We start from the raw sequence: 18259 nt of genomic DNA, 5'->3' as shown, positions 1-18259 counted from the left end.
TCATTGCCACGCGTTGATCTCGTCCTCGACGGACAGCTGCACGCCACGCGGCGCCCGCTGGTCGGCCGTCATCAGGTAGTGCCAGCAGAACAGTTCGTGAGCGCCCATCGACGCCATCACCGCTCCCGCCGTCATGTGCAGATGCGAAGCGACCGCATAGACGAGGCGCATCACGGGAGCGGCGAGGCTTTTTCCACCGCGCCCTGCGTGAAGCCGTTCACGCGCTGCGCGGCGTCGATCATCCTGGTCAGGTCACGCATCGCGCGGCCGGGTAGCGCCTCGATCGTCGCCATCGTGAAACGCTCACCGTGTTCGCCCGTCACGCATTCGCAGATCAGCGCATAGCCCATGCGTACCGGGTCTTTCGTGTCGGCGTGCTGTTCGAAGAACTTCGTGAGCAGCGGTACAGGCAGTTCACTGATCAGCACCGTGCCGAAGTTCTCGGTCTTTACCTTCTCCGTCTGCGTGGGCAGCGTGAACAGCAGCGGCGAGGCCGGTCGGACGTCATTCATGCGTCACCTCTGCACTCGCTGCTGCGGCCGCGCGCGTGTCGGCCGAGGCACCCGCCGCGTTCACGTACACCATCGGGCCATAGAACGGCGCGGTCTGGTAGCCCTGCACGGTCGGCGTCACGCGCACGCGGAACTGACCGGGCTCGCTGTACGTGTGGTTTGCGGTGTTGGTCGTGACCGTCTGCGGCGCGCTGTCGTCGCCCCAGTCGATCAGGAACTGGGACGCGGTGTTGCCCTGCTCGCTGATGACGAGCGTTACGTCGAGAGGCGCAGTGCCGAAGGACGGGTTCGCCTGAATAATCAGGTCGTATTCCGTGCCCTCGTCGCCGAACAGGTCGGGCAGCGTGAGCACCGACGCGCCCACGATCCGCAGGCTCGCGCTGCCCTGGATCGCCTGATCGACCCCGCCCGTCTCGGTCACGGTCTGCACCTGAACGGGCAGCGTGCGTACCGCGCCGTTGCGATAGACGATCATGAACTGCCGCGTCTCGCCATCGTCGTACGCCGCGTCCAGTGCCTGCGTCTGCGGCGAGACCGGGTTGATGAAGAAATCGAACGTGAGCGTACCGGGATCGCGGAACCCGAGCAGCGAGGTTTTCTTCTCGTCGCACAGGGTCGTGGAATCGATCTCGGCAGCAGCGGTCGGCGTGATCGTGTAGGTCACGGCGCACACATCGACGAACGCATTAAGCCGCCACGCGCCGGGATTGGCCGTGCCTGCCTCATTCGTGGTGTTGCTGTTCGCCAGCTTCGCCGCCTTCGTGTCGCGGTTCAGTTCCTGAACGATCCACGTCTGCCCGTCGATTGAGGCGAAGCCCGTGCCCATGATCAGCGCCGGATCGCCATTGCGCAGCGCGCTTACGCTATCGAAGATTGCGGTCGCGGGCTGTGAGCGCGACACGCTGGTGACGGCCCCGGTCGCCTGCGGCGCGGCGTTCGGGTCTTCCAGATACATCTTCGTATTCTGTGCGCTGATAGCCGTATTGGCATGGCTCATGGCTTCACCTCCGGTTCAAACCACGTGATGAGATCAATCGTCACGCGGTGAATCCGCGTGCCTTCCTCGTACAGGTCCTGCTCGTTATCAAAAGTGGGCGGGTCGTCGCTCGCGCGCAGGTTCGCAACCGCCCGCTCGATATGGATCAGCGCCTCAGCGCGCGTACGCGCATAACTGTCCAGCCGGTAGCTCACGCGATCGGTCTGCGCGTAGCCGCAGAGCGTGTTCTGCGGTACCAGCGAGACGCGCGAGAGGATCAGGTACGGCTCACGTACGCCCATCGGCGCCAGAATGAAAAAAGCCCTGGCAGGCAGGGCTTTTTCGACCAGTGCGAACAGTCTGGATTCGGTCATGGCGCACCCGGCTCGAACCTCAGTCCGTTTTTCTTCGCGTGCTGTTTGACCAGTCCGCCGAGGCGCTTGCGCATCGCGTGATCGGCCGCACTGTGCCGCGCCTCGGCAGCGGGTTTGAGCCACGGCTGCGCGGCCGCATGCGACGTGCCGAATTCGAGGAAGCGGCCATAGAACGGGTTGCTGCCGTATTTCTTGAAGACCCGCGCACCGCTGCGGCTGAAGAACGTGGTCGGCACACCGCGTACGCGGCGCAGCTTCACGTCCACACGCACCGCATGGACGGTGCGGTCCGCCCGTACGCGCGAGCGCACGATGCCGGTTTCCAGAATGCCCACGGCAAAGCCACTAATGTTGCGCTCGCTGATCGCGCGTGCGTTCTCGCGTGCCTTGTCCATGATCGGCTTCGATGCTGCCATCAGCGACGTGGACAGCATTTTCTTTTCCATCTCGTCGGGCAGGCGCTTCAGGTAGTCGCCCAGTTCCTTCATACCCTTCACCTCGTTGACGAACACGTTCACGGTTGTCCCCCTTCGGTTACTGCGCCCGTGCTGCACATCAGGATGACTTCAGACAGGCCCTGATACTGCGGCAGCACTGCGTCGATGCGATAGATCACGCCGTGATGCAGCACGCGCATCGACGCGTCGATGTCCTCACGCCAGCGGATACGGATGCGCGTCGTGACATCGGAACGGAATTCCGCAGACGCCAGCCACTCACGGCCGGATAGCGGCTCGATCCCGGCCCAGACCTCGGCGACTTCCTGCCACTCCCTGACGAACGGCGTGCCGCTCTCGTCCTGGTCGACAACAGGGCGCTGTATCGTGATGCGATGGATCAGCGGCCCGGCCTTGATACCCGTGGTCTTTCTCATGACATCGACGGATCGCGGTACGGATACAGCAGGTTGACGACCGGCCAAGGCAGATAGCCCTGTACCCAGCTGGCGGCTTCTGCGCCGTCCGGGTCACGGATGAAGTTGCCAGCCATCAGCAGCGCGGCCATCTTCACATCGGCGGGAATTGCGTCATCGGGATACGGTTCCTCGCGCTTCAGGTACGTCCAGACCGAGGCATTCGCCGCAGCGACGGCGAGCGCAAGCGCGTCATCGAGCACGTCTCTATCGATGCGCGCGTGGGCGCGCGCTTCGTCCATCGTGATCAGGTTCATGGCCGCGCGTCCTTGCCGTCGCGCCCGCGCTTCGCAGCGAGCGTCCATGCCTGACCGTCTGCGTCGGGCTTCGCGGTCGTGGGTGCATTGCAATGCCACAGGGAGCCCGCCCACGTGACCGTATCGCCAGCCTCGTACTGCCTGCCCTCGGTCCACACGCTGCGATAGATCAGCACTGGGAAAGCCAGCACGCAGCGCAAGGATTCGCCGCTCGCATAGCGCACGGACACCGCGACGCTGCGCTCGCCCTCGGGCTCGATGGTCAGCGTTGCCAGTCCGTTGACGATGCAGCCCCAGCCGTGCTCGCCGCTCGTGTTCGCATGAGCACGCCACAGGCCGCCCTCGTGCGTGGCGAGCGTGCCGCGTGCATAGCTGCGGCTGAAGTCGATAGCTGGTAACACATCGAGGTCTGAAGCGTCGCGACCATCAGCGCCATCACGACCATCCTTGCCATCACGACCGTCGCGGCCATCGTTACCGCGCTCGCCGTCCTTGCCGTCTGCACCACGCTCACCGTCGATACCGTCGCGGCCGTCGATGCCGTCCTTGCCGTCCTTGCCGTCGATGCCGTCCTTGCCGTCGATGCCGTCCTTGCCGTCGATGCCGTCCTTGCCGTCGATGCCATCCTTGCCGTCGATGCCATCTTTGCCGTTGAGGCCATCTGCTCCCCGCTCGCCATCGATACCGTCGCGGCCGTTGATGCCGTCCTTGCCGTCTGCACCGCGCTCGCCGTCGACACCGTCGCGGCCGTCGATGCCGTCCTTGCCGTCGAGGCCATCCTTGCCGTCTCGCCCGTCTGCGCCGTCCTTGCCATCGATGCCGCGCTCGCCATCCCTGCCATCGCTGCCGTTGATACCGTCCTTGCCGTCGATGCCATCCTTGCCGTCGCGCCCGTCTGCGCCGTCCCTGCCATCGATGCCGTCGCGGCCATCCCTGCCGTTCTCACCGGGCTGGCCCGGTAGCTGTTCCCGTTCTTCGAGTTCGCGCAGCCGCGCACTGATCGGCGCAACCGCGCTTGCGACGTGTTCGTACACGAGGCGCGCAGTTTCGCGCGTCAGCACGCCGATATCTTCTTTCGTCATCATGGCGAGGGCGCTCCCTCTGTGAGTCGTGCAAGTTCGGCGCGACCGTCTGCGCTGAACAGCCGCGCAGCTTCGTCAGGTGGGAGTTGTGCGGGTTCTTCTGACGCGGGCGGTGCAACCGGCGTCGGGGGCACGACAGCCGGCTGGCCCCGGTCGCGCGCATCGAGTGCGGCAAGCGAGTAGTTCTGTTGCTGCATGTAGGGCGTCTGTCCGCCGACTACGGGCGGAAGGTTCAGCTTGCGGCGCGCGTGATTCGGTTCCATGATGCCGCCGCCCACGCCATCGGAAAGTGTCTTCACCAGCGTGGCGGTATCCATGCGCAGCAGTCCGTCGAGGTCCATCTCGGTGCGCATCGTATTCGGCAGGCCAAGCCCTTCATCGAGGCAGAGTTCCAACGCCTCGATCAGCGATTGCAGGCACTGCGCGTAATAGTTCTGGGATAGCGCCTCGATATTGTTGTAGGTCGGCGATGCAAGACCGATCATGTAGAGCGGCACGTGAAAGACCGAGCAGACGATCTCGGCCGTCATCTTCAGCTGCTCGATGGTCTGCGCATCAACTGCGTTCATCGTCAGTGATTCATACTTCAGGCCGTCGCCGAGTACCGCGAGCCGCCCACGGTTAGGGCCACCGAACCTTTCCTCCCACTGCGCTTTCAAGCGCTCTGCTGTCGCGTCACTGATCGCACCGGGCGCAACGAGAATGCCTCCCGGCTGCGCACCGTTCTCGAAGAACGAGGCTGAGTTGTTCTGGATCGCGATCCCCTGACGTGCGGCGAGTGCGCAGGCGAATAGCGGACTGGTGCCGACAAGCGGATGAAACAGACAGTTCATGCGGTCATGAATGATTTCACTTGCCGGGACCGTGATATCGCCGTCAGGCAGGCCCGCGAGGTTATCGGCACTCAGCCGGTAATACACATCGCCTGAAGGCGTCACGAGCGGCATGATGTTCTGCGTGTCGAGCACATAAAGCGCTGTGACCACGTTGCGGTTGTCGCGCTCTTTGAGCACGTAGGTATTGCCGCGCGTGAGCTTCGACATGATCCAGTTCTCGATGAACTGGATATGCGTCTGGTAATGGTTCGGCTTGCGCAGCACGGGAGAAAATGCCGCGCTCTCGGTCGCAATCCAGATATCGTTGCCATCGACGGCCATCAGTTGCAAAGCGAGCTTGCCGATGTCGGCGCTGATCAACGTCACGCAGGCATAGACCGCATGAAACGCAAGCAGCGTCTCGGGTGCGAGTTCGCGGTTCATCTGCCATGCGCCCGCGAACGGCTCGCGGATCACGAGCGGCCACCAGCCGCCGTTGCCCCAGCCGCTGACAGGCGAGGCGTTCTGCGCGACGGCTGTGCGCGGCGCGGCGCGCGTCACGCTGATATCGAGCCCGAGCAGGCGCATGGCTAGGCGTCCCCGGCCTTCATGTCGCGGCGACGATAGCGGCCTTTGCGCGGGCGCGCGTCATCGGGCTGCCCTGCATCACCCGGTTCGTCCGGTGCCGGTGTGGCCGGTTCTGGCGTACCCTGCGCGCCTTCGCGTACCTTGCGTTCCGGGCGCTTCGTGCCGGTCTGCGGCTTCGGCGTCGTCGTCGCCGGTTGCGTCGCGTATGTAGCCTGCCTGCTGCGCACGTACATGCCCGCATCACGCACTGAAACGTCGAGCACGTCACCGGGCTGGTACTGACGCCCATACCGGCCGATTCGCACTGCTGCGATGATCTTCATGTCGGTTCCTTCGAACGGGCCGGGGCGACCAACCCCGGCCCTGCTACACCATGCCAGGTCAGCCTCCGCCGCCGTTGCCGCCGCTCGGAGCCTCAGCCGCGCCGTAATGCGCGCCGCTGATGTAGACCACGGACTCAGGACGACGCCGCGCCCAGTTGATCGCCCGCTCGGCACGCAGCGCCGCCATGTTGTTCTGCCAGAGCGAAACGAGTTGCGCCGCGCCTTCGGTCGGTGCGCTGTTCATCTGAAGCGATGCCTCGCGCGACGCGTCGAGCGTCACGCCGCCATCGTCGGCAAGCAGGATTTCACGCGGCAGGCACAGGATCAGCATTGCGCCCGTGGTGGGATCGCTCGGCACGTGCGCAGACGGGATCACGGGCAGTCCAAGCAGCGTCCCGCCGTTCTGGTCCACGCCGGGAAACTCGGCCTGTCCGAGTGGGTTCTGCATCATCCCGATGGATAGGGCCGTTACCGGGTCGGTGATCCATACCGCGCCCGCTATCGAGAGGTTCGCGGCAATGAATGCACTGAACAGCGCGCGGATATCGGCGCGCAGCGCATCCGCCGTTACACCGGACGCGGGAATGCTGACTGCGCCGTTCGTGATCGATGCGGGCGAGGTCCCGGCGACCTCGGCCTTGTCCGGGTCCACGAAGTCGCGGTCGATCAGTTCCGCGACGGTCTCGGTCAGGTCACGCGAAACGATGTCCTCAACAGACGGGTTCGAGAAGCGGATCAGTTCCTCGGTCATCACGACGATGCCCGCGACCTTGGCAAAGCCGAGCGTTACCGTCTCGAACGCGAGCGCCGAAACGGGCTTGGGCTTGCCCTCACCGACCCAGCCGACCGTGCTGCCCGACTGCTGGGCAGGCATCTTGATGTTGAACGGAACGCGCCGGAACCCGGTGATGCGGCCGACGATAGTCTGCGGGCGCAACAGTTCGATAAACTCGCCCGCCATCGTCTGATACTCAACGAGTGGCGCGGCCCATGCGGGATCGGTCGTCGTGCCTGCTGCGACAGCTGCGCGCAGCACCGTCTCGACTTCCGGCGTCGTGTCCTGCCAGCCGTGCGCAATTTCCGCAGCCTGAAGCAGGTTGCCTCGCGAGCGCATCAGCGCAATGGCGTAGCGCGTGAACGCCGTGCCTTTCTTCACGTTCGAGCGAACCGTGATGATCGGGCTCGATGCCCGTGCTGCAACGGCACGCGCCACCGTGTCGCCATTGACGGGCGTCGCGGTCCTGACCTGCTGCGACTCGACCAGTTTCAGGCGGCGCAGGTGTCCATCAATTGATTCGATGTCCTGCTGCAACGTGTCGAATTCTTCCTGCTGCGCCGTGTCGAGCGTTGCGCCCTCCTCACCTGCGAGTTCGACAATCTCGTTCATGCGTGCGACCGATGACGCACGCCGCGCCTCAAAGGCTGCGATCTGTTCCTGCAATGTCGGCTTCATGATCCACGCTCCTGTAAATGGTCCGGATCACAAATGGAATTGCGCCGACGCGCGCAGGGCTCTTTTCAAGACGCACGACATGACCGCCGCCGATGCCAAGCGCGGCGCGGGCGGTCGTGTCGATACTGCGGATAACGTTGATCGTTGCTTCAGAATTCGCGGGAACTGTCACCAGGCTAAGTTCGAGCCATTCCCATGACAAGTAACGGATGCCGCCGTTATCGAGGTAGGCATGTTCAAGCGGGCGGAATCCGATTGAGACTGCGCGCACGAGTCGCGCACGCACGCTCTGCCATGCTTCATCGAGGCGGTCTTTCAGCTTGCCGGGCTCATCGACCTTTGCAATGGTTGCCCGGAACGGAATGCCTTCGTCTGTGAGTTGCGCGAACTCGACATGGCCGACCGGCTGCGTATGGTCGTGCTGCCAGAGTAGCGGCATCGGCAGGGCATACTTCGCGCCGAGTGGTTCAACGATGTCTTCATAACGGTCAGGCGTCGGCGTCGATGCGATACCCTCGATCACGTGGGCATTCTCGTCTGCGCTGCGGATCGTCAGTAGCGAGTAGGCGCGTTCCATGAGTGTCACCCCTTGTAGAAGCGTGCGGCCCGCTTGGCGGCCCTGCTGTGGGTCCCGGAACGGATCGCCTTGCGTGCAGCCTTGCGCGCAACGTTCAGCGCAATGGCGACGGCCTGTTTGCGCCCGTAGCCCGCACGCTGTTCGGTGCGGATGTTGGCGCTGATCGATTTGCGGCTGTATCCCTGTTTGAGTGGCATGGTGATTGCCCCTGCTGCTAGAGAAAAAACATCTGGTACTCGGGCTCGCGTTCACGCTCGATGTCGAGCGCGAGCCCGACTGCCATCGTCAGTGCAACCAGACCGTCGATGCGGCCGATTGCCTTGCGCTTGTTGAACACCCGGTTGCTCTTGCCGTCCGCATCAGTGACGGCGTTCGAAACGTTCCACCGCAGGCACGGATTGAAGGCGACGCGCAGGCGGTTCTCGAAGATCACCTGTTCGAGCAGTTCAATCGAACGGCACATCCACAGGCCCGATTCCGACGACCGGAAAAAGCCCTGGCCGTGCGGCACCAGCGGGATCGTCAGGCCCGCGCCGTCCAGATCACGTTCGAAGTACTTGATGCGGTACGGGTCGTACGCGATGCCGCTGAAGTCCAGCGAGCCCGAGAGCACGGATAGCCGGTCAACCACTTCGCCGTAGTCGATGGCTCGGCCCTTTGCGGCATGCATGAAACCGGCTTCAACCCATGCCGGATACGGAACACGGTCATGCCGTGCGCGCTCGTGCATCGTGTCTGCGGGCGTCCAGAACTCAACGAACGCATCGATGCTGTCGTCGTCCTGACGGCACGCCACCGCAAGCGCAGTCAGGTCACGCGTGCCCGAGAGGTCGAGCCCGCCGTAGATGCGTTTGCCGTGCATGCTGGCAAGCAGTGCTTCACGCTGCGCGCGTGCCGCTTCGAGCGTGGCCTGCCATGACTGCTTCGACTCCGCGGCGTCCGCTTCTGCATTCACGAGTGGCGGTGCGCCGACTTCACAGCAGCGCCACAGGTTTCCGCTAATCCACGGATCGGCCGCATCGACCCACTGGCAGAAGTTCAGCCGCCGCACCGTCGATTCAAGTGACGGCATGCCGCGCGCCTGTCGTACCTGCTCGCGCAGGTAGGAACGGTCAATGGTTGCGCCTAACGAGGGGTTAGCCTTGATCCAGCACTTCTCGCTTTCGAACGGATCGTCATCCTCGTCAAGCGAACACACGAATGAAAAAAACGCGTCGTCCGTAATCACGCCACTCGCGACGCGCGCCGCATACTCGTGCTGCTCGAAGCAGACCGAAGTGCGATCCAGTCCGCTGTTGGTGATCATGAAAATCAGCGGCTGGCGTCGGCCCTTCTTGCCCGCTCGCATGATGTTGATCACGACCGGACTGCGGTGCTCGTGTACTTCATCGATCAGGCCGCAGTGCGGGCGAGGCCCGCTCTGCCCTGAATCGTCCGAAGCAATCGGCCTGAAGAATGAACCCGTCTTCGGATAGGCGATATTCCAGACGCGATCCTCGCGGCCTGATGTCGTGGTGCGTGCGCTCAATGCGCCTGACTGCTGCACCATCGCCACGGCATCGCGGAACAGCACCATCGCCTGATCGCGACGCGTGGCGGCGGCGTACACCTCGGCGCGTGCTTCGCCATCGGCGACCAGCATGTACAGGCCGATGCCTGCCGCAAGTGGCGACTTGCCGGAGCCTTTCGCCGCTTCGACGTAGGCTTCACGGAACCGGCGCGTATCGTCGCGACGCTTCCAGCCGAACAGCGAGCCGACGATGAACTGCTGCCACGGCAGCAGCACGAAAGGCAGGCCCTCGAACTCGCCACCGTTCAGGCGCAGCACGTCGGGAAAGAAACTGATCGCCCTACGGGCGGCCTGCACATCCCACGTGAGGCCGCGCGCGTGCCCGTCGCGCAGGTCTTCAAGATGCCGCCTGCACGTGTTGCGCACATCCGGGCCTGCCCGGACCTTTCCTGCAATGACCTTGCGTGCGAATGCGCTGACGGGATCAGAAGTACTTTTCCGGGCCGTCGCCTTCGTCGTCATCGTAGGGGCGTGCCTCGACATTGGCGCGCGCCGCAGGGGTCAGGCCGTACTCAACGGCAAACCGGCACATCAGCAGCATGGCCTTATGCGCCGTGCCAACGAGCGGGTTCTGGATTGCGTTACCGTTGGTGGTCTTGATCATCAGCGCGCCGGTCAGCTGGTCGCGTTCCTTCATGCGCGCAATGGCGTCCTCGGCTTCGATCCATCGCGAATAGGCCATGCAGTACGCAGCCAGCACCCCGCCGTCGATCACCGTCAGCATGCCGATGGAATGCAGTTCGGGCACGAGCCTGTTCCACTCGGCGCGCGCACGTGTATCCAGATGCGGTGGGGCCGGTGGCAGTCCACGGCGCGGCTTCGGTTCGTGCTTCGGCAGCGGACGGCCGCCGCGATTGCCCTCGATCACGCGCAGCGCGGTCGGTTTAGGTCGCATCGGCATGGCTTGCCTCGTTGTCGGCAGGTTCGAAGTCATCGGCTGCACGTGCCTTGCGATGTGCTTCGCTCAGAACGCGCGGTACGGCATTACGCCACCTGATCTGGTGATGGATACGCGCAAACTTCGATTTGAGAACGGATACCTTCACTGCGGCAGGTGCATACATGACCGAGTAGAACGACTTCACGTACGTGCCGTAGTCCTTGTAGATTTCGGACATGCCCCCCGAGTTGGCCTGTGTCGGCTCCTGCTGAAGACAGGTCACACCATGCGTGAGGAAAAGACCGCCACGGCTGCCGTACACGAGGTACATGTTCACATCGGCATTCAGGCGCCCGAGGAACGTGAAGGGGCGTTCGGTCGAACAGAAAAAGCTATTCATCACCTTGCGCGATGGCCTGCCCCAGACGTGTGATGTCTTGCCTACGCACTGCGCACCGCCTGCGAAGTCGCCGGTCTGCGCCATTGCAATCGAGAGTGCGGGAATCGACCGGAAATAATCGAACATGACACGGAACACATCATCGAGACTCAGAATCTTCCGCGCGCAGTACTGCGAGTGGCTATCGCGCCGGAATTCAAAGCGGCGATAGTCATCGTCAAGCAGGATGAAGTACGTATAGCCAAGTTGCGCGGCGACTTCGAAGGTCGCATTGAAGGCATAGAGCGCAGTCTTCCGTGCAGGAAAGTTATCGCCCGCTTCAGCCTTCGCTGCGGCTGCGGCCTTGTCGAATACAACAATCTCGTTCGCGGCATAGTTGCGGCGGTACTGCTCGATAGTCTCGTCCTCGTTATCCACGATCAGCACGATGCGGCCTGTATAGCCGTGCTGGCGCAAGGTGTGATACGTGAGTACGTGATCAGGACGCCGGTGCGTCGGGATCAGGACCACGAAGTCATGCTTCTTCATCGAAGTCGTCCCCGTTGCCTGCGTCGGGACAGAGGGCCATCAGGCGGTCAGTCATTTCGACAAAGCCCCGTTCGATGGCCTTGTTGAAGTCGATGATCACGAGCGCGGAATCTTCCATCAGCGCCTGCATCTCGGGGCTCGCATGACAGTAGTACTCGGCGATGTTCCGGTAGTCGAAGACCACATGACGCTGTGCGGCGGCAATCAGGAACTGCTTTTCCGCCTGACTGACCTTCGATGCATTGATGGCTGCGACCAGCTGCAATGCCTTGCCGGAATCAGCCAGTGCGCCGATAGCAGGCTTCTCGCCCTGCGGCTCATAGACAGGCGTTGCGATCTTGTGCGAGTACCAGTTGCCTGACCCTGCATCGCCTGACCCGTCGAACAGGCTTGCAAGGTCACTCGCATCGAAACCCATCAGCGAGAGGTCGAAGCCCTCGATGCGCAGGTCCGCGAGTTCAAGCCGCAACAGTTCCTCATTCCATGTCGCATTCTCGGCAAGCCGGTTGTCGGCGATCACATACGCGCGAATCTTCGACTCGCTCCAACCGCGCGCCACGATAACCGGTACGTCCGTCAGACCGAGCTTCGACGCGGCGAGCACGCGCCCATGACCCGCAATGATCCTGTCGGTCTCGTCTACCAGAATCGGGCTTGTCCACCCCCACTCGCGCATGCTCGCGGCGATCTGCGCGACCTGCGCGTCCGAGTGCTCGCGGGCGTTGCGCGCGTACGGCACGAGCGACGCCAGCGCCCGGTGCTCGATCTGCGACGCGGGCCACGGCGACGGCGCGGCGTCGGCATCCGGCGCGGTGGTGGCGGCCGGATTCTGTCGGGCTGCTGCACTGCGGGCCATGTGTTACGCCCCCTTTACGTGAAGTGCTTTCCAAAAGAAAAAGGTGAGTTACTTAGGTTTCCCCGGACCGGCAAAAAATTTCTGATCGTCCCCCCGGCTCCCGTCCCCCGGCTGGTACCCTGTCGGATTCACCACGACAGCGGACAAGCAGCGATGAACAAGGGATTCGTAACCCTGGGCGAAGTGGCAGCACGCGCGACCCACATCGAATTGGCCTGCACGCGTTGCGAGCGTCGCGGACGCTATCGGCCAGCGAAGCTGGTTGCTTCGCTTGGTGAAGACTTCCCGATGACGGATCTCGGACCGGAGATAACCGATTGCACACGAAGAAATGCCACCTCTGCGCAGGTCCGTTGTGACGTGTACTTTCCCGATCTGCCGAAGATCATGAACGGAGACGCGTCGGCCAGGCCACGGCCAGACGAAACCGACGACGACTGATCTAGCGCGCGGCCCACGGATGCGCGGGATCGTTCGGCATGCCCGAGAGGTCGCAACCGCCCGAGTGACGTTCGATGTCCTCGCGTGTCTTCTCAACATGGCAGGGCTCGCACAGGCTTTGCAGGTTCTGCCATGCGTCCGTGCCGCCCTTGAACAGCGGAACGATGTGATCGACCTCTGTCGCCTCGGTAACGAAGCCCTTCGTGAGGCAGCGCGCGCAGAGCAGATGCAGTCGCAGCTGTCGTGCGCGGATGCGTTGCCACTTGCGGCCGCGCGTGCGCGGAGTAGCAGTCACGGTTCACGTCTGCGGGATCGTCCGCAAGGCATCGAGGGCGATCAGCGTGCGGGCCTGCCGGTCGTCATGACCGACCGGCATCGACGTGCTGCGTGCATGCCCGAGGTTCACGGTACGCGAAACCGCGAGCCAGTCGCCAGCATCGGCGAGCGGGTTCACGCGGTTTGTTGACCACCACCACGCCGACGCGAGTGCAGCCAGCGCAGGTTCTTCAAGCTGGGCCGGTTCTGCTTCCAGATCGATAGACAGCGCCTGCGACGCAGCGCGATAGTTAGCCCTGCCTGTCAACTGGATCAGACCACGGCCACGGAAGCGCCAGCCGTCACCGCTTGCCTCGTTGCCATTGCCGAGCCGGTCTGCGTAGACATGGTTCGCGATGGCCTGCGGCTGGCGTTCAAGCTGCCGCGCAAGGGCATTCGGCGAGCCGCCACGTCGCCCGCTCGTGCTGAAGCGGTCCCATGTGTTCGCGAGCCCCTGCGCCGAGTAGTTCACGTTTTCAACGAGGCGCGTGAAGTTCGCGGACTCGTGGCCGCACTGCGCGAGGAAGGCCGCGAGGCGGTTCGCGGTGTTGATGTCGAAGGCTGTACAGGCATTGCGCACGGGCACATGCCACCGCGCCACATCGACATGCGGCAGGGCGCGTTCAAGTTGCGCTGCGCTCAGGTCCATCGCGTCACGAGCCCATGCGCGCGATCAGCTGCGCGAGTTCCCAGATCGCCATGCCTGCGGCCATCAGGTTGACCTTCGGCACGTTCGTGATCAGTGCAGCTGCGGCCAGCAGCAGGAAGGCCACCACGAGCAGCACAAGCGAGAGCGTCACCATACGACCTCCTGTCGGGTCATGTACCGAGCGACATGCCGACCGCGTGACAGACAACCGTCCCGGCCTGCTGCTGCTGTTCGGTCAGCAGGGTTGAAAGGATGTCGGCGCGGTGCAGCGCGCAGAAGACACGCAGGGCGTGCTGTGCTGTCTCGCCCGCAGGCGGGAAGTTCTCGCAGCCCACCACGAGCACGGGCAGCACGAGCAGCACGATCAGCAACCGTCTAGCCATCACACACCTCCTACCGTTTGCCCGTCTTGGTCATGTCGATAGACGGCCAGCGCCGATGCACTGCGCGCTGGACCTTGATCTGCTCTGCGCGCGTGCCGTGCTGCGCAACACGGGCCAACGCGTTACGTGCGCGCCTTAGCGTGTTGATCGGGTAGCGCCGTCCCGGCAGCGCGAAATTGGCGGGCTTGATCCGCGCCCACTTCTGGCTGTCAGTGTCATGACCTGCCCTCCTATGGCGTGGCTTGGGCCTGACTTCGGTAAACATTTCGGTTTACACTGTACACACTTTTGTGTACTATTTAGGTGAAGGCGAAGCAACCCTGCAACGCCCCTAAACCCTGAAGGAGCCCGAAATGAACGTCGCTGAAGTCGCCCTGCCTGTGGCCCTCGTGCTGCTCTACTTCCTGCCCGGTCTCATCGCCCGTTTCCGCCATCACCGGAACATGAACGCCATCGCGATCACGAACCTGCTGTTCGGCAGGACCGTCCTCGGCTGGGGCATTGCCCTGATCTGGGCCGCGAAGAACGACTGACCACTTACCTGAGGAACCCGAAATGAAAGTTGCCCAACTGCTGGAACTGCTCGAAGGACTGCCCGAGGACGCCGAGGTGCGTATCGCCCAGCAGCCGAACTGGCCCTTCGAGTACGCGATTGCCGATGCCGTACTGATCGGCCCCGATGGTCACCCGCCCGGCTACGAGCCTGACGAGGAACAGGACGAGATACCGGACGAGAACGTCGTGTACCTGGTCGAAGGCCGTCAGCTTGGCTACCTGCCAGGCATCGCGGCCCGCGAGATTGGCTGGCGCTAACCTGAGGACCCCACATGTACGCCTACCTGATTGACCCCTTTTCCCGCACCGTGACACAGGTCGGGCGCATCAAGACGCAGAGCGGCGAGAAGCGGCTCCGCGAGATTTACACGCTGATCGACTGCGAGTGCATAACCGCCGTTGGTCCCGAGAATGCGGAAGGCGATATTTTCTACGTCGATGACGAAGGCCAGTTCCGCGAGGATCAAGCTTGGTTCTTCTGCCGCCTGTTCCCGCATCAGCCGCTTGCCGGTAAAGCCCTCTGGGTCGGCACGACCGACCACGGCAACGACCGCGACCCGCGCAGCACGCTCGACTATGTGCGCGCGCATGTGATCTGGCTGGCCGGCAATGACCGCGGCGAGCTCTACCCCGTCACCGCTGACGGCTTTCCGCTCTAACCTGCCCTTACGAGGACCATCATGAACGACAAACCCACCACGATGACCGCCGAGATTATTTCGGAATCCCGACGACTTGACTTCATGCCTGACATGTTCGGCCCGCGCCACTTCATACCGGGCGAGAGCATGCTGTACGGCTTCGCTAACGGCCTGCTGCCGGACTACGACGGTGGTCTGTGGACCTTCCACCGCGTCAGCAACGGCGCGCGCTTTGCAGCGCCGCCCGAGCGCGAGCGGTGGCGGGTCGTGGTCGCGGGGAACTACACCGACCGCGAGGTTTCGACCGAGGCGGCTGGTATCATCCTGTCGCTGTTCGCGCTGGGCGTGATGGCCGAGCGGGCATCGGCGAGGGATGACGGTGCGGCGACCGACTTCCTCTGTGACCGCTACTACGAGCTACGGGCCTATGCCTGCGAACACCCTGAGTACCGCGCGATCCTCGCGGCGATTGACTGACCGGAAACGACGACCATGCAGACCCGAGAAACCCCTGTCGATGAAACCCTGCCAAGCACGGTGGCGAAGGCCCTGCTGCTCGCCGAGATGAACGCGCAGGGCGTGCGCCCGATCGATCTGGCGGAACGTCTCGGGGCCACGAGGCAGGGCGTGAACCGCCTGCTGGACCTGCGCCACCCAACGAAAATCGACGCGATAGACGAAGCCCTGCGCCTGCTCGGCAAACGACTTGTCCTGACGCTCGCCGACGCCTGAGCTTCTCAGGTTCCGGCCAACAAAAAAGCCCGCTTCTGCGGGCTTTTTTTCGTCTGGGCGTACTTCGGGAGCCTAGTGATTTGACTGCGAAAATACGCCGGTCTGTCCCACGCTGTCAATACCGGCCTTGCCAGATTGCCGGGAAGTGCGGCGGGACCAGCCAGAATCGCGCTGGCGGGCTTCACCGCACTTCGCGCCTGCGCTTCCCTCGGGCACACGCCAGCGGGGCCGCCCTGCGCGATCCTACGGCTTCGGCCCTGCACCGGCTGCCGGTTCCTGCCGGTCTGCGGGGGTACGCAGCCGGTGATCGGGCGGCGTCGCGCCTGCCAGTGCTGCACGCGCCAGCCGCGCGACGTGGCCGAGTACTTCCGCAGGGGGCTGCGGTGCGGGCCGGTTCTCGGCCATTCTCGCGATCATGTCGAGCGCTTCCGTCATGCGCGCAACGTCTGCTTCGAGGCGGTGCGCCTTGTGGTGGGAGTGCAGCATCAGGCGGGTCCGGGTAGCGGGGTTCATGACTGCATCGGCATGGCTTCGCAGACGCCATGCGGAACGAACGTTTCTTCGAGGTGGCGCAGCGCCTGAAGCTCAAGCCCTGAGAATTCACCTTCAAGCCACTGCGCGACACGTCCGAGCGTGGACTTGCTCGAACCTGTCGCCTTGGCAATCGCGCGCAGCGAGTAGCCATCGCGATACTTCTTCGGCACGTAGCGCCGCCAGATCAGCGAGGTCAGCGCCGCATGATTGCTGATCGGCGAGAGCGGCGACAGCCACAGCATCAACCCATCGACACCGACCGCCTTCAGGTTCTCAGTCGGCGCAAAGCGCGCAAGCATCGCGCAGAATTCCGGGCGCGGCAGACGACGCTGCACGGCATCGACAATCATCGAACACTGCGCATGGATCTCGGGCGTGGTCAGCCCGGTGAAGTCCACCGTGAGGGAACGCGTGCCGATCAGCCGCGCCAGCGTCGCGGACTGCTGGTACGTGTGGACAGGCATGCATTCGAGCATGCGGATCAGCGCGCGGCGCAGTGCGGAAGGTTCACGCACCGGCAGCGCGAGGATCAGGAACGACACGTGTAGCGCTGTCGGTGTGTCGGCAAAGATCGTGTTCATGTTCCGCCTCACGCGCCGCGCTGCTTCCATTCGCGGTTCTGGGTCGAGCGTTCGAGCATGCGGTACTTGCCCACGTTCGCACCGTCCATGAACCGCACGCCGATCCTGTACGCATCGACCAGCACGACCTCGGCGAGGACCCAGCAGGACTGCGGCGGGTCCTGATCGATTTCAAGCACGCCGACCAGATCACCTGGCTTCGGTTCGGCAACGATATTCATGACCGGCCCCTCTCGCGCTGCTCGATCCACGCGAGCGCAGCAGCATGCGCTTCGCGCCATGACCGCGACGGATGATCACCGCGTTCGATGCCCTGCCGGTACGCGCGGCCGATCCACGCACGCAGATCATTCGGCAGCGCGTACCAGTGCGCGCGACAGCCCCGCATCGAGCGGCAGACGGGCACATCACAGCCGGGCCACAAACAGCGGTGCATCGCTAGGTCCTGTTTTCGAGTTCGTCCAGCCGCCCGACCAGCTTCGCGACGATCATCGGCAGTTCCTGCACAAGGTCGGTCCCTGCATGGGCGCGCACGATATGCCCGATGCGCTGTAATGCGTCGGTGCGCTCGGCCAGTGCGAGTTCGTCGCGTTCGAAGTGCTGCGCGAGCAGCGCGCGATCATCTGCATCGAGCGGCATATCCACGGCGCGCAGCAATGCGATGAAGCGGGCGGTCCATTCGTTCACGTTGCACCTGTCGCCGTCAATGGCGGGGTTTCGCTATCACCCTTGCCCGGTTCTCCAGCCCCGCGAAGCTCCCCGGCGCAGTCAGTCACGGGGCTATCGGTGCGACTGGCTGACAGGCCGCGCCGGTTATCGCCCTCTGGCGGTGTTTCGAAGGCGTCGTACGGCACTGCATCGAAGTCGAGCATGGCCTGCTGCGCCTGCAACGGTTCAACGCGAATCTCGGCACGCGGGTTCGAGCGGTCAATGCCGTGCATGATGAATTTCTGCCGCACCTGCCGGTCGTTGATGTACACCCCACGGTAGGTGCATTCGCGGACTTCCTTTCCGCTTCTGGTCACGTTGTGAAACTTGGATTGCAGTACATCGAGAATGACCGACTCATCGAGGTCAGGCCGCTCGCTCGCGTAAAAAATCCGCATCGTCACTCGTACCGGGCCGGTGAGTGCCACGCGTGCCGACTTCGGAATCTGCCTTTTCGCCGAGCGTTCGTAGTCGCGTGCCTTTTCGCTCTTGATCGACATGGGCCGGGTTTTCATTCCGCCCCAGGCATCACGCATCTTGCGTGCGACAATCTCGCGCGAGTTGGCCTTACTCGCGGGTTCACCGAGGATCGTGAATTCGATGTTCATCGCTGCGC

At 63.5% G+C, this 18259-nt stretch carries 32 protein-coding genes; 5 read left to right on the top strand and 27 right to left on the bottom strand.

The window, feature by feature from the left end; genetic code table 11:
* From VSR82_RS25425 to VSR82_RS25320, 22 genes are all read right to left on the bottom strand, one after another.
* Positions 1 to 171, bottom strand: a complete 171-nt coding sequence (locus VSR82_RS25425; protein WP_498858185.1) for a hypothetical protein — start codon at positions 169 to 171, stop codon at positions 1 to 3.
* Positions 171 to 512, bottom strand: coding sequence for a hypothetical protein (locus VSR82_RS25420; RefSeq protein ID WP_498858184.1), 342 nt, complete (start codon positions 510 to 512; stop codon positions 171 to 173). The genes VSR82_RS25425 and VSR82_RS25420 overlap by 1 nt, the downstream gene beginning before the upstream one ends.
* Positions 505 to 1509 carry a phage tail tube protein gene (locus VSR82_RS25415; RefSeq protein WP_498858183.1) on the bottom strand — a complete coding sequence of 335 codons (1005 nt, stop codon included), beginning with the start codon at positions 1507 to 1509 and terminating at the stop codon, positions 505 to 507. The genes VSR82_RS25420 and VSR82_RS25415 overlap by 8 nt, the downstream gene beginning before the upstream one ends.
* On the bottom strand, positions 1506 to 1862 hold the full coding sequence (gene gp17, locus VSR82_RS25410) for a tail completion protein gp17 (protein WP_498858182.1): 357 nt from the start codon (positions 1860 to 1862) through the stop codon (positions 1506 to 1508). The genes VSR82_RS25415 and gp17 overlap by 4 nt, the downstream gene beginning before the upstream one ends.
* On the bottom strand, positions 1859 to 2380 hold the full coding sequence (locus VSR82_RS25405; protein ID WP_498858181.1) for an HK97-gp10 family putative phage morphogenesis protein: 522 nt from the start codon (positions 2378 to 2380) through the stop codon (positions 1859 to 1861). The genes gp17 and VSR82_RS25405 overlap by 4 nt, the downstream gene beginning before the upstream one ends.
* Positions 2377 to 2736 carry a phage head closure protein gene (locus VSR82_RS25400; protein WP_498858180.1) on the bottom strand — a complete coding sequence of 120 codons (360 nt, stop codon included), beginning with the start codon at positions 2734 to 2736 and terminating at the stop codon, positions 2377 to 2379. Before VSR82_RS25400 ends, VSR82_RS25405 begins: the two co-directional genes overlap by 4 nt.
* Complete coding sequence (locus VSR82_RS25395) at positions 2733 to 3032, bottom strand: head-tail connector protein (RefSeq protein ID WP_498858179.1); 300 nt, start codon at positions 3030 to 3032, stop codon at positions 2733 to 2735. Before VSR82_RS25395 ends, VSR82_RS25400 begins: the two co-directional genes overlap by 4 nt.
* Positions 3029 to 4117 (bottom strand): carbohydrate-binding protein, encoded by a 1089-nt coding sequence (locus VSR82_RS25390; RefSeq protein ID WP_498858178.1) that lies wholly within the window; start codon positions 4115 to 4117, stop codon positions 3029 to 3031. Before VSR82_RS25390 ends, VSR82_RS25395 begins: the two co-directional genes overlap by 4 nt.
* Positions 4114 to 5517, bottom strand: coding sequence for a phage portal protein (locus VSR82_RS25385; RefSeq protein WP_498858177.1), 1404 nt, complete (start codon positions 5515 to 5517; stop codon positions 4114 to 4116). The genes VSR82_RS25390 and VSR82_RS25385 overlap by 4 nt, the downstream gene beginning before the upstream one ends.
* A gap of 2 nt (positions 5518 to 5519) precedes the next feature.
* On the bottom strand, positions 5520 to 5840 hold the full coding sequence (locus VSR82_RS25380; protein ID WP_498858176.1) for a hypothetical protein: 321 nt from the start codon (positions 5838 to 5840) through the stop codon (positions 5520 to 5522).
* Between the two features lie 58 nt (positions 5841 to 5898).
* On the bottom strand, positions 5899 to 7293 hold the full coding sequence (locus VSR82_RS25375) for a phage major capsid protein (protein ID WP_498858175.1): 1395 nt from the start codon (positions 7291 to 7293) through the stop codon (positions 5899 to 5901).
* Positions 7256 to 7870 (bottom strand): HK97 family phage prohead protease, encoded by a 615-nt coding sequence (locus VSR82_RS25370; protein ID WP_498858174.1) that lies wholly within the window; start codon positions 7868 to 7870, stop codon positions 7256 to 7258. The genes VSR82_RS25375 and VSR82_RS25370 overlap by 38 nt, the downstream gene beginning before the upstream one ends.
* A gap of 5 nt (positions 7871 to 7875) precedes the next feature.
* A complete protein-coding gene (locus VSR82_RS25365; protein WP_429295380.1) occupies positions 7876 to 8067 on the bottom strand; it encodes a hypothetical protein in 192 nt (63 codons plus the stop codon).
* 17 nt (positions 8068 to 8084) lie between these two features.
* On the bottom strand, positions 8085 to 9806 hold the full coding sequence (locus VSR82_RS25360; RefSeq protein WP_498858173.1) for a terminase large subunit: 1722 nt from the start codon (positions 9804 to 9806) through the stop codon (positions 8085 to 8087).
* A gap of 58 nt (positions 9807 to 9864) precedes the next feature.
* The gene (locus VSR82_RS25355; protein ID WP_498858172.1) at positions 9865 to 10341 is read right to left on the bottom strand and encodes a phage terminase small subunit P27 family; all 477 of its coding nucleotides are present in this window, start codon (positions 10339 to 10341) and stop codon (positions 9865 to 9867) included.
* Positions 10325 to 11248, bottom strand: a complete 924-nt coding sequence (locus VSR82_RS25350) for a GREB1-related protein (protein ID WP_498858171.1) — start codon at positions 11246 to 11248, stop codon at positions 10325 to 10327. Before VSR82_RS25350 ends, VSR82_RS25355 begins: the two co-directional genes overlap by 17 nt.
* Positions 11235 to 12104, bottom strand: a complete 870-nt coding sequence (locus VSR82_RS25345) for a ParB/Srx family N-terminal domain-containing protein (RefSeq protein WP_498858170.1) — start codon at positions 12102 to 12104, stop codon at positions 11235 to 11237. The genes VSR82_RS25350 and VSR82_RS25345 overlap by 14 nt, the downstream gene beginning before the upstream one ends.
* Before the next feature lie 442 nt (positions 12105 to 12546).
* Positions 12547 to 12840 (bottom strand): HNH endonuclease, encoded by a 294-nt coding sequence (locus VSR82_RS25340; protein ID WP_498858169.1) that lies wholly within the window; start codon positions 12838 to 12840, stop codon positions 12547 to 12549.
* 3 nt (positions 12841 to 12843) lie between these two features.
* On the bottom strand, positions 12844 to 13509 hold the full coding sequence (locus tag VSR82_RS25335; protein ID WP_498858168.1) for a glycoside hydrolase family 19 protein: 666 nt from the start codon (positions 13507 to 13509) through the stop codon (positions 12844 to 12846).
* 4 nt (positions 13510 to 13513) lie between these two features.
* Positions 13514 to 13663 carry a hypothetical protein gene (locus VSR82_RS25330; RefSeq protein ID WP_429295371.1) on the bottom strand — a complete coding sequence of 50 codons (150 nt, stop codon included), beginning with the start codon at positions 13661 to 13663 and terminating at the stop codon, positions 13514 to 13516.
* A gap of 16 nt (positions 13664 to 13679) precedes the next feature.
* Positions 13680 to 13892, bottom strand: a complete 213-nt coding sequence (locus VSR82_RS25325) for a hypothetical protein (protein WP_498858167.1) — start codon at positions 13890 to 13892, stop codon at positions 13680 to 13682.
* Positions 13893 to 13902: 10 nt separating this feature from the next.
* Positions 13903 to 14157, bottom strand: coding sequence for a hypothetical protein (locus VSR82_RS25320; RefSeq protein WP_498858166.1), 255 nt, complete (start codon positions 14155 to 14157; stop codon positions 13903 to 13905).
* Positions 14158 to 14245: 88 nt separating this feature from the next.
* Here VSR82_RS25320 and VSR82_RS25315 point away from each other — a divergent pair, with 88 nt between their 5' ends.
* Genes VSR82_RS25315 through VSR82_RS25295 form a run of 5 tightly spaced genes read left to right on the top strand, consistent with a single transcriptional unit; the run spans position 14246 to position 15820 of the window.
* Positions 14246 to 14425: a superinfection immunity protein gene (locus tag VSR82_RS25315; protein ID WP_498858165.1), complete on the top strand. Its 180-nt coding sequence runs from the start codon at positions 14246 to 14248 to the stop codon at positions 14423 to 14425.
* Between the two features lie 22 nt (positions 14426 to 14447).
* Positions 14448 to 14705 carry a hypothetical protein gene (locus VSR82_RS25310; protein WP_498858164.1) on the top strand — a complete coding sequence of 86 codons (258 nt, stop codon included), beginning with the start codon at positions 14448 to 14450 and terminating at the stop codon, positions 14703 to 14705.
* Between the two features lie 14 nt (positions 14706 to 14719).
* Positions 14720 to 15106, top strand: a complete 387-nt coding sequence (locus tag VSR82_RS25305) for a DUF3846 domain-containing protein (RefSeq protein WP_498858163.1) — start codon at positions 14720 to 14722, stop codon at positions 15104 to 15106.
* A gap of 21 nt (positions 15107 to 15127) precedes the next feature.
* Complete coding sequence (locus tag VSR82_RS25300) at positions 15128 to 15565, top strand: antirestriction protein (RefSeq protein ID WP_498858162.1); 438 nt, start codon at positions 15128 to 15130, stop codon at positions 15563 to 15565.
* A 15-nt stretch (positions 15566 to 15580) separates the two neighbouring features.
* Entirely contained in the window at positions 15581 to 15820 is a 240-nt protein-coding gene (locus VSR82_RS25295; RefSeq protein ID WP_429295364.1) for a hypothetical protein, read from the top strand.
* A gap of 243 nt (positions 15821 to 16063) precedes the next feature.
* On the opposite strand, the gene VSR82_RS25290 is transcribed toward VSR82_RS25295, so the two are convergent.
* The 5 genes from VSR82_RS25290 to VSR82_RS25270 form a co-directional block, all read right to left on the bottom strand.
* The gene (locus VSR82_RS25290; protein WP_498858161.1) at positions 16064 to 16306 is read right to left on the bottom strand and encodes a hypothetical protein; all 243 of its coding nucleotides are present in this window, start codon (positions 16304 to 16306) and stop codon (positions 16064 to 16066) included.
* Positions 16307 to 16329: 23 nt separating this feature from the next.
* Positions 16330 to 16935 carry a hypothetical protein gene (locus VSR82_RS25285; RefSeq protein ID WP_429295362.1) on the bottom strand — a complete coding sequence of 202 codons (606 nt, stop codon included), beginning with the start codon at positions 16933 to 16935 and terminating at the stop codon, positions 16330 to 16332.
* An 8-nt stretch (positions 16936 to 16943) separates the two neighbouring features.
* Positions 16944 to 17156 (bottom strand): hypothetical protein, encoded by a 213-nt coding sequence (locus tag VSR82_RS25280; protein ID WP_498858160.1) that lies wholly within the window; start codon positions 17154 to 17156, stop codon positions 16944 to 16946.
* Positions 17157 to 17373: 217 nt separating this feature from the next.
* Positions 17374 to 17622, bottom strand: coding sequence for a hypothetical protein (locus VSR82_RS25275; protein WP_498858159.1), 249 nt, complete (start codon positions 17620 to 17622; stop codon positions 17374 to 17376).
* Positions 17619 to 18251 carry a RusA family crossover junction endodeoxyribonuclease gene (locus VSR82_RS25270; RefSeq protein ID WP_498858158.1) on the bottom strand — a complete coding sequence of 211 codons (633 nt, stop codon included), beginning with the start codon at positions 18249 to 18251 and terminating at the stop codon, positions 17619 to 17621. Before VSR82_RS25270 ends, VSR82_RS25275 begins: the two co-directional genes overlap by 4 nt.
* Positions 18252 to 18259 lie beyond the last annotated feature (8 nt).

The organism is Burkholderia sp. JPY481 (genome assembly GCF_038900515.1).
GTDB classification, from domain to species: Bacteria; Pseudomonadota; Gammaproteobacteria; order Burkholderiales; family Burkholderiaceae; genus Paraburkholderia; species Paraburkholderia youngii.
The sequence above is the reverse complement of the archived record's forward strand: the minus strand, read 5'-3'. Positions and strand labels throughout refer to the sequence as shown.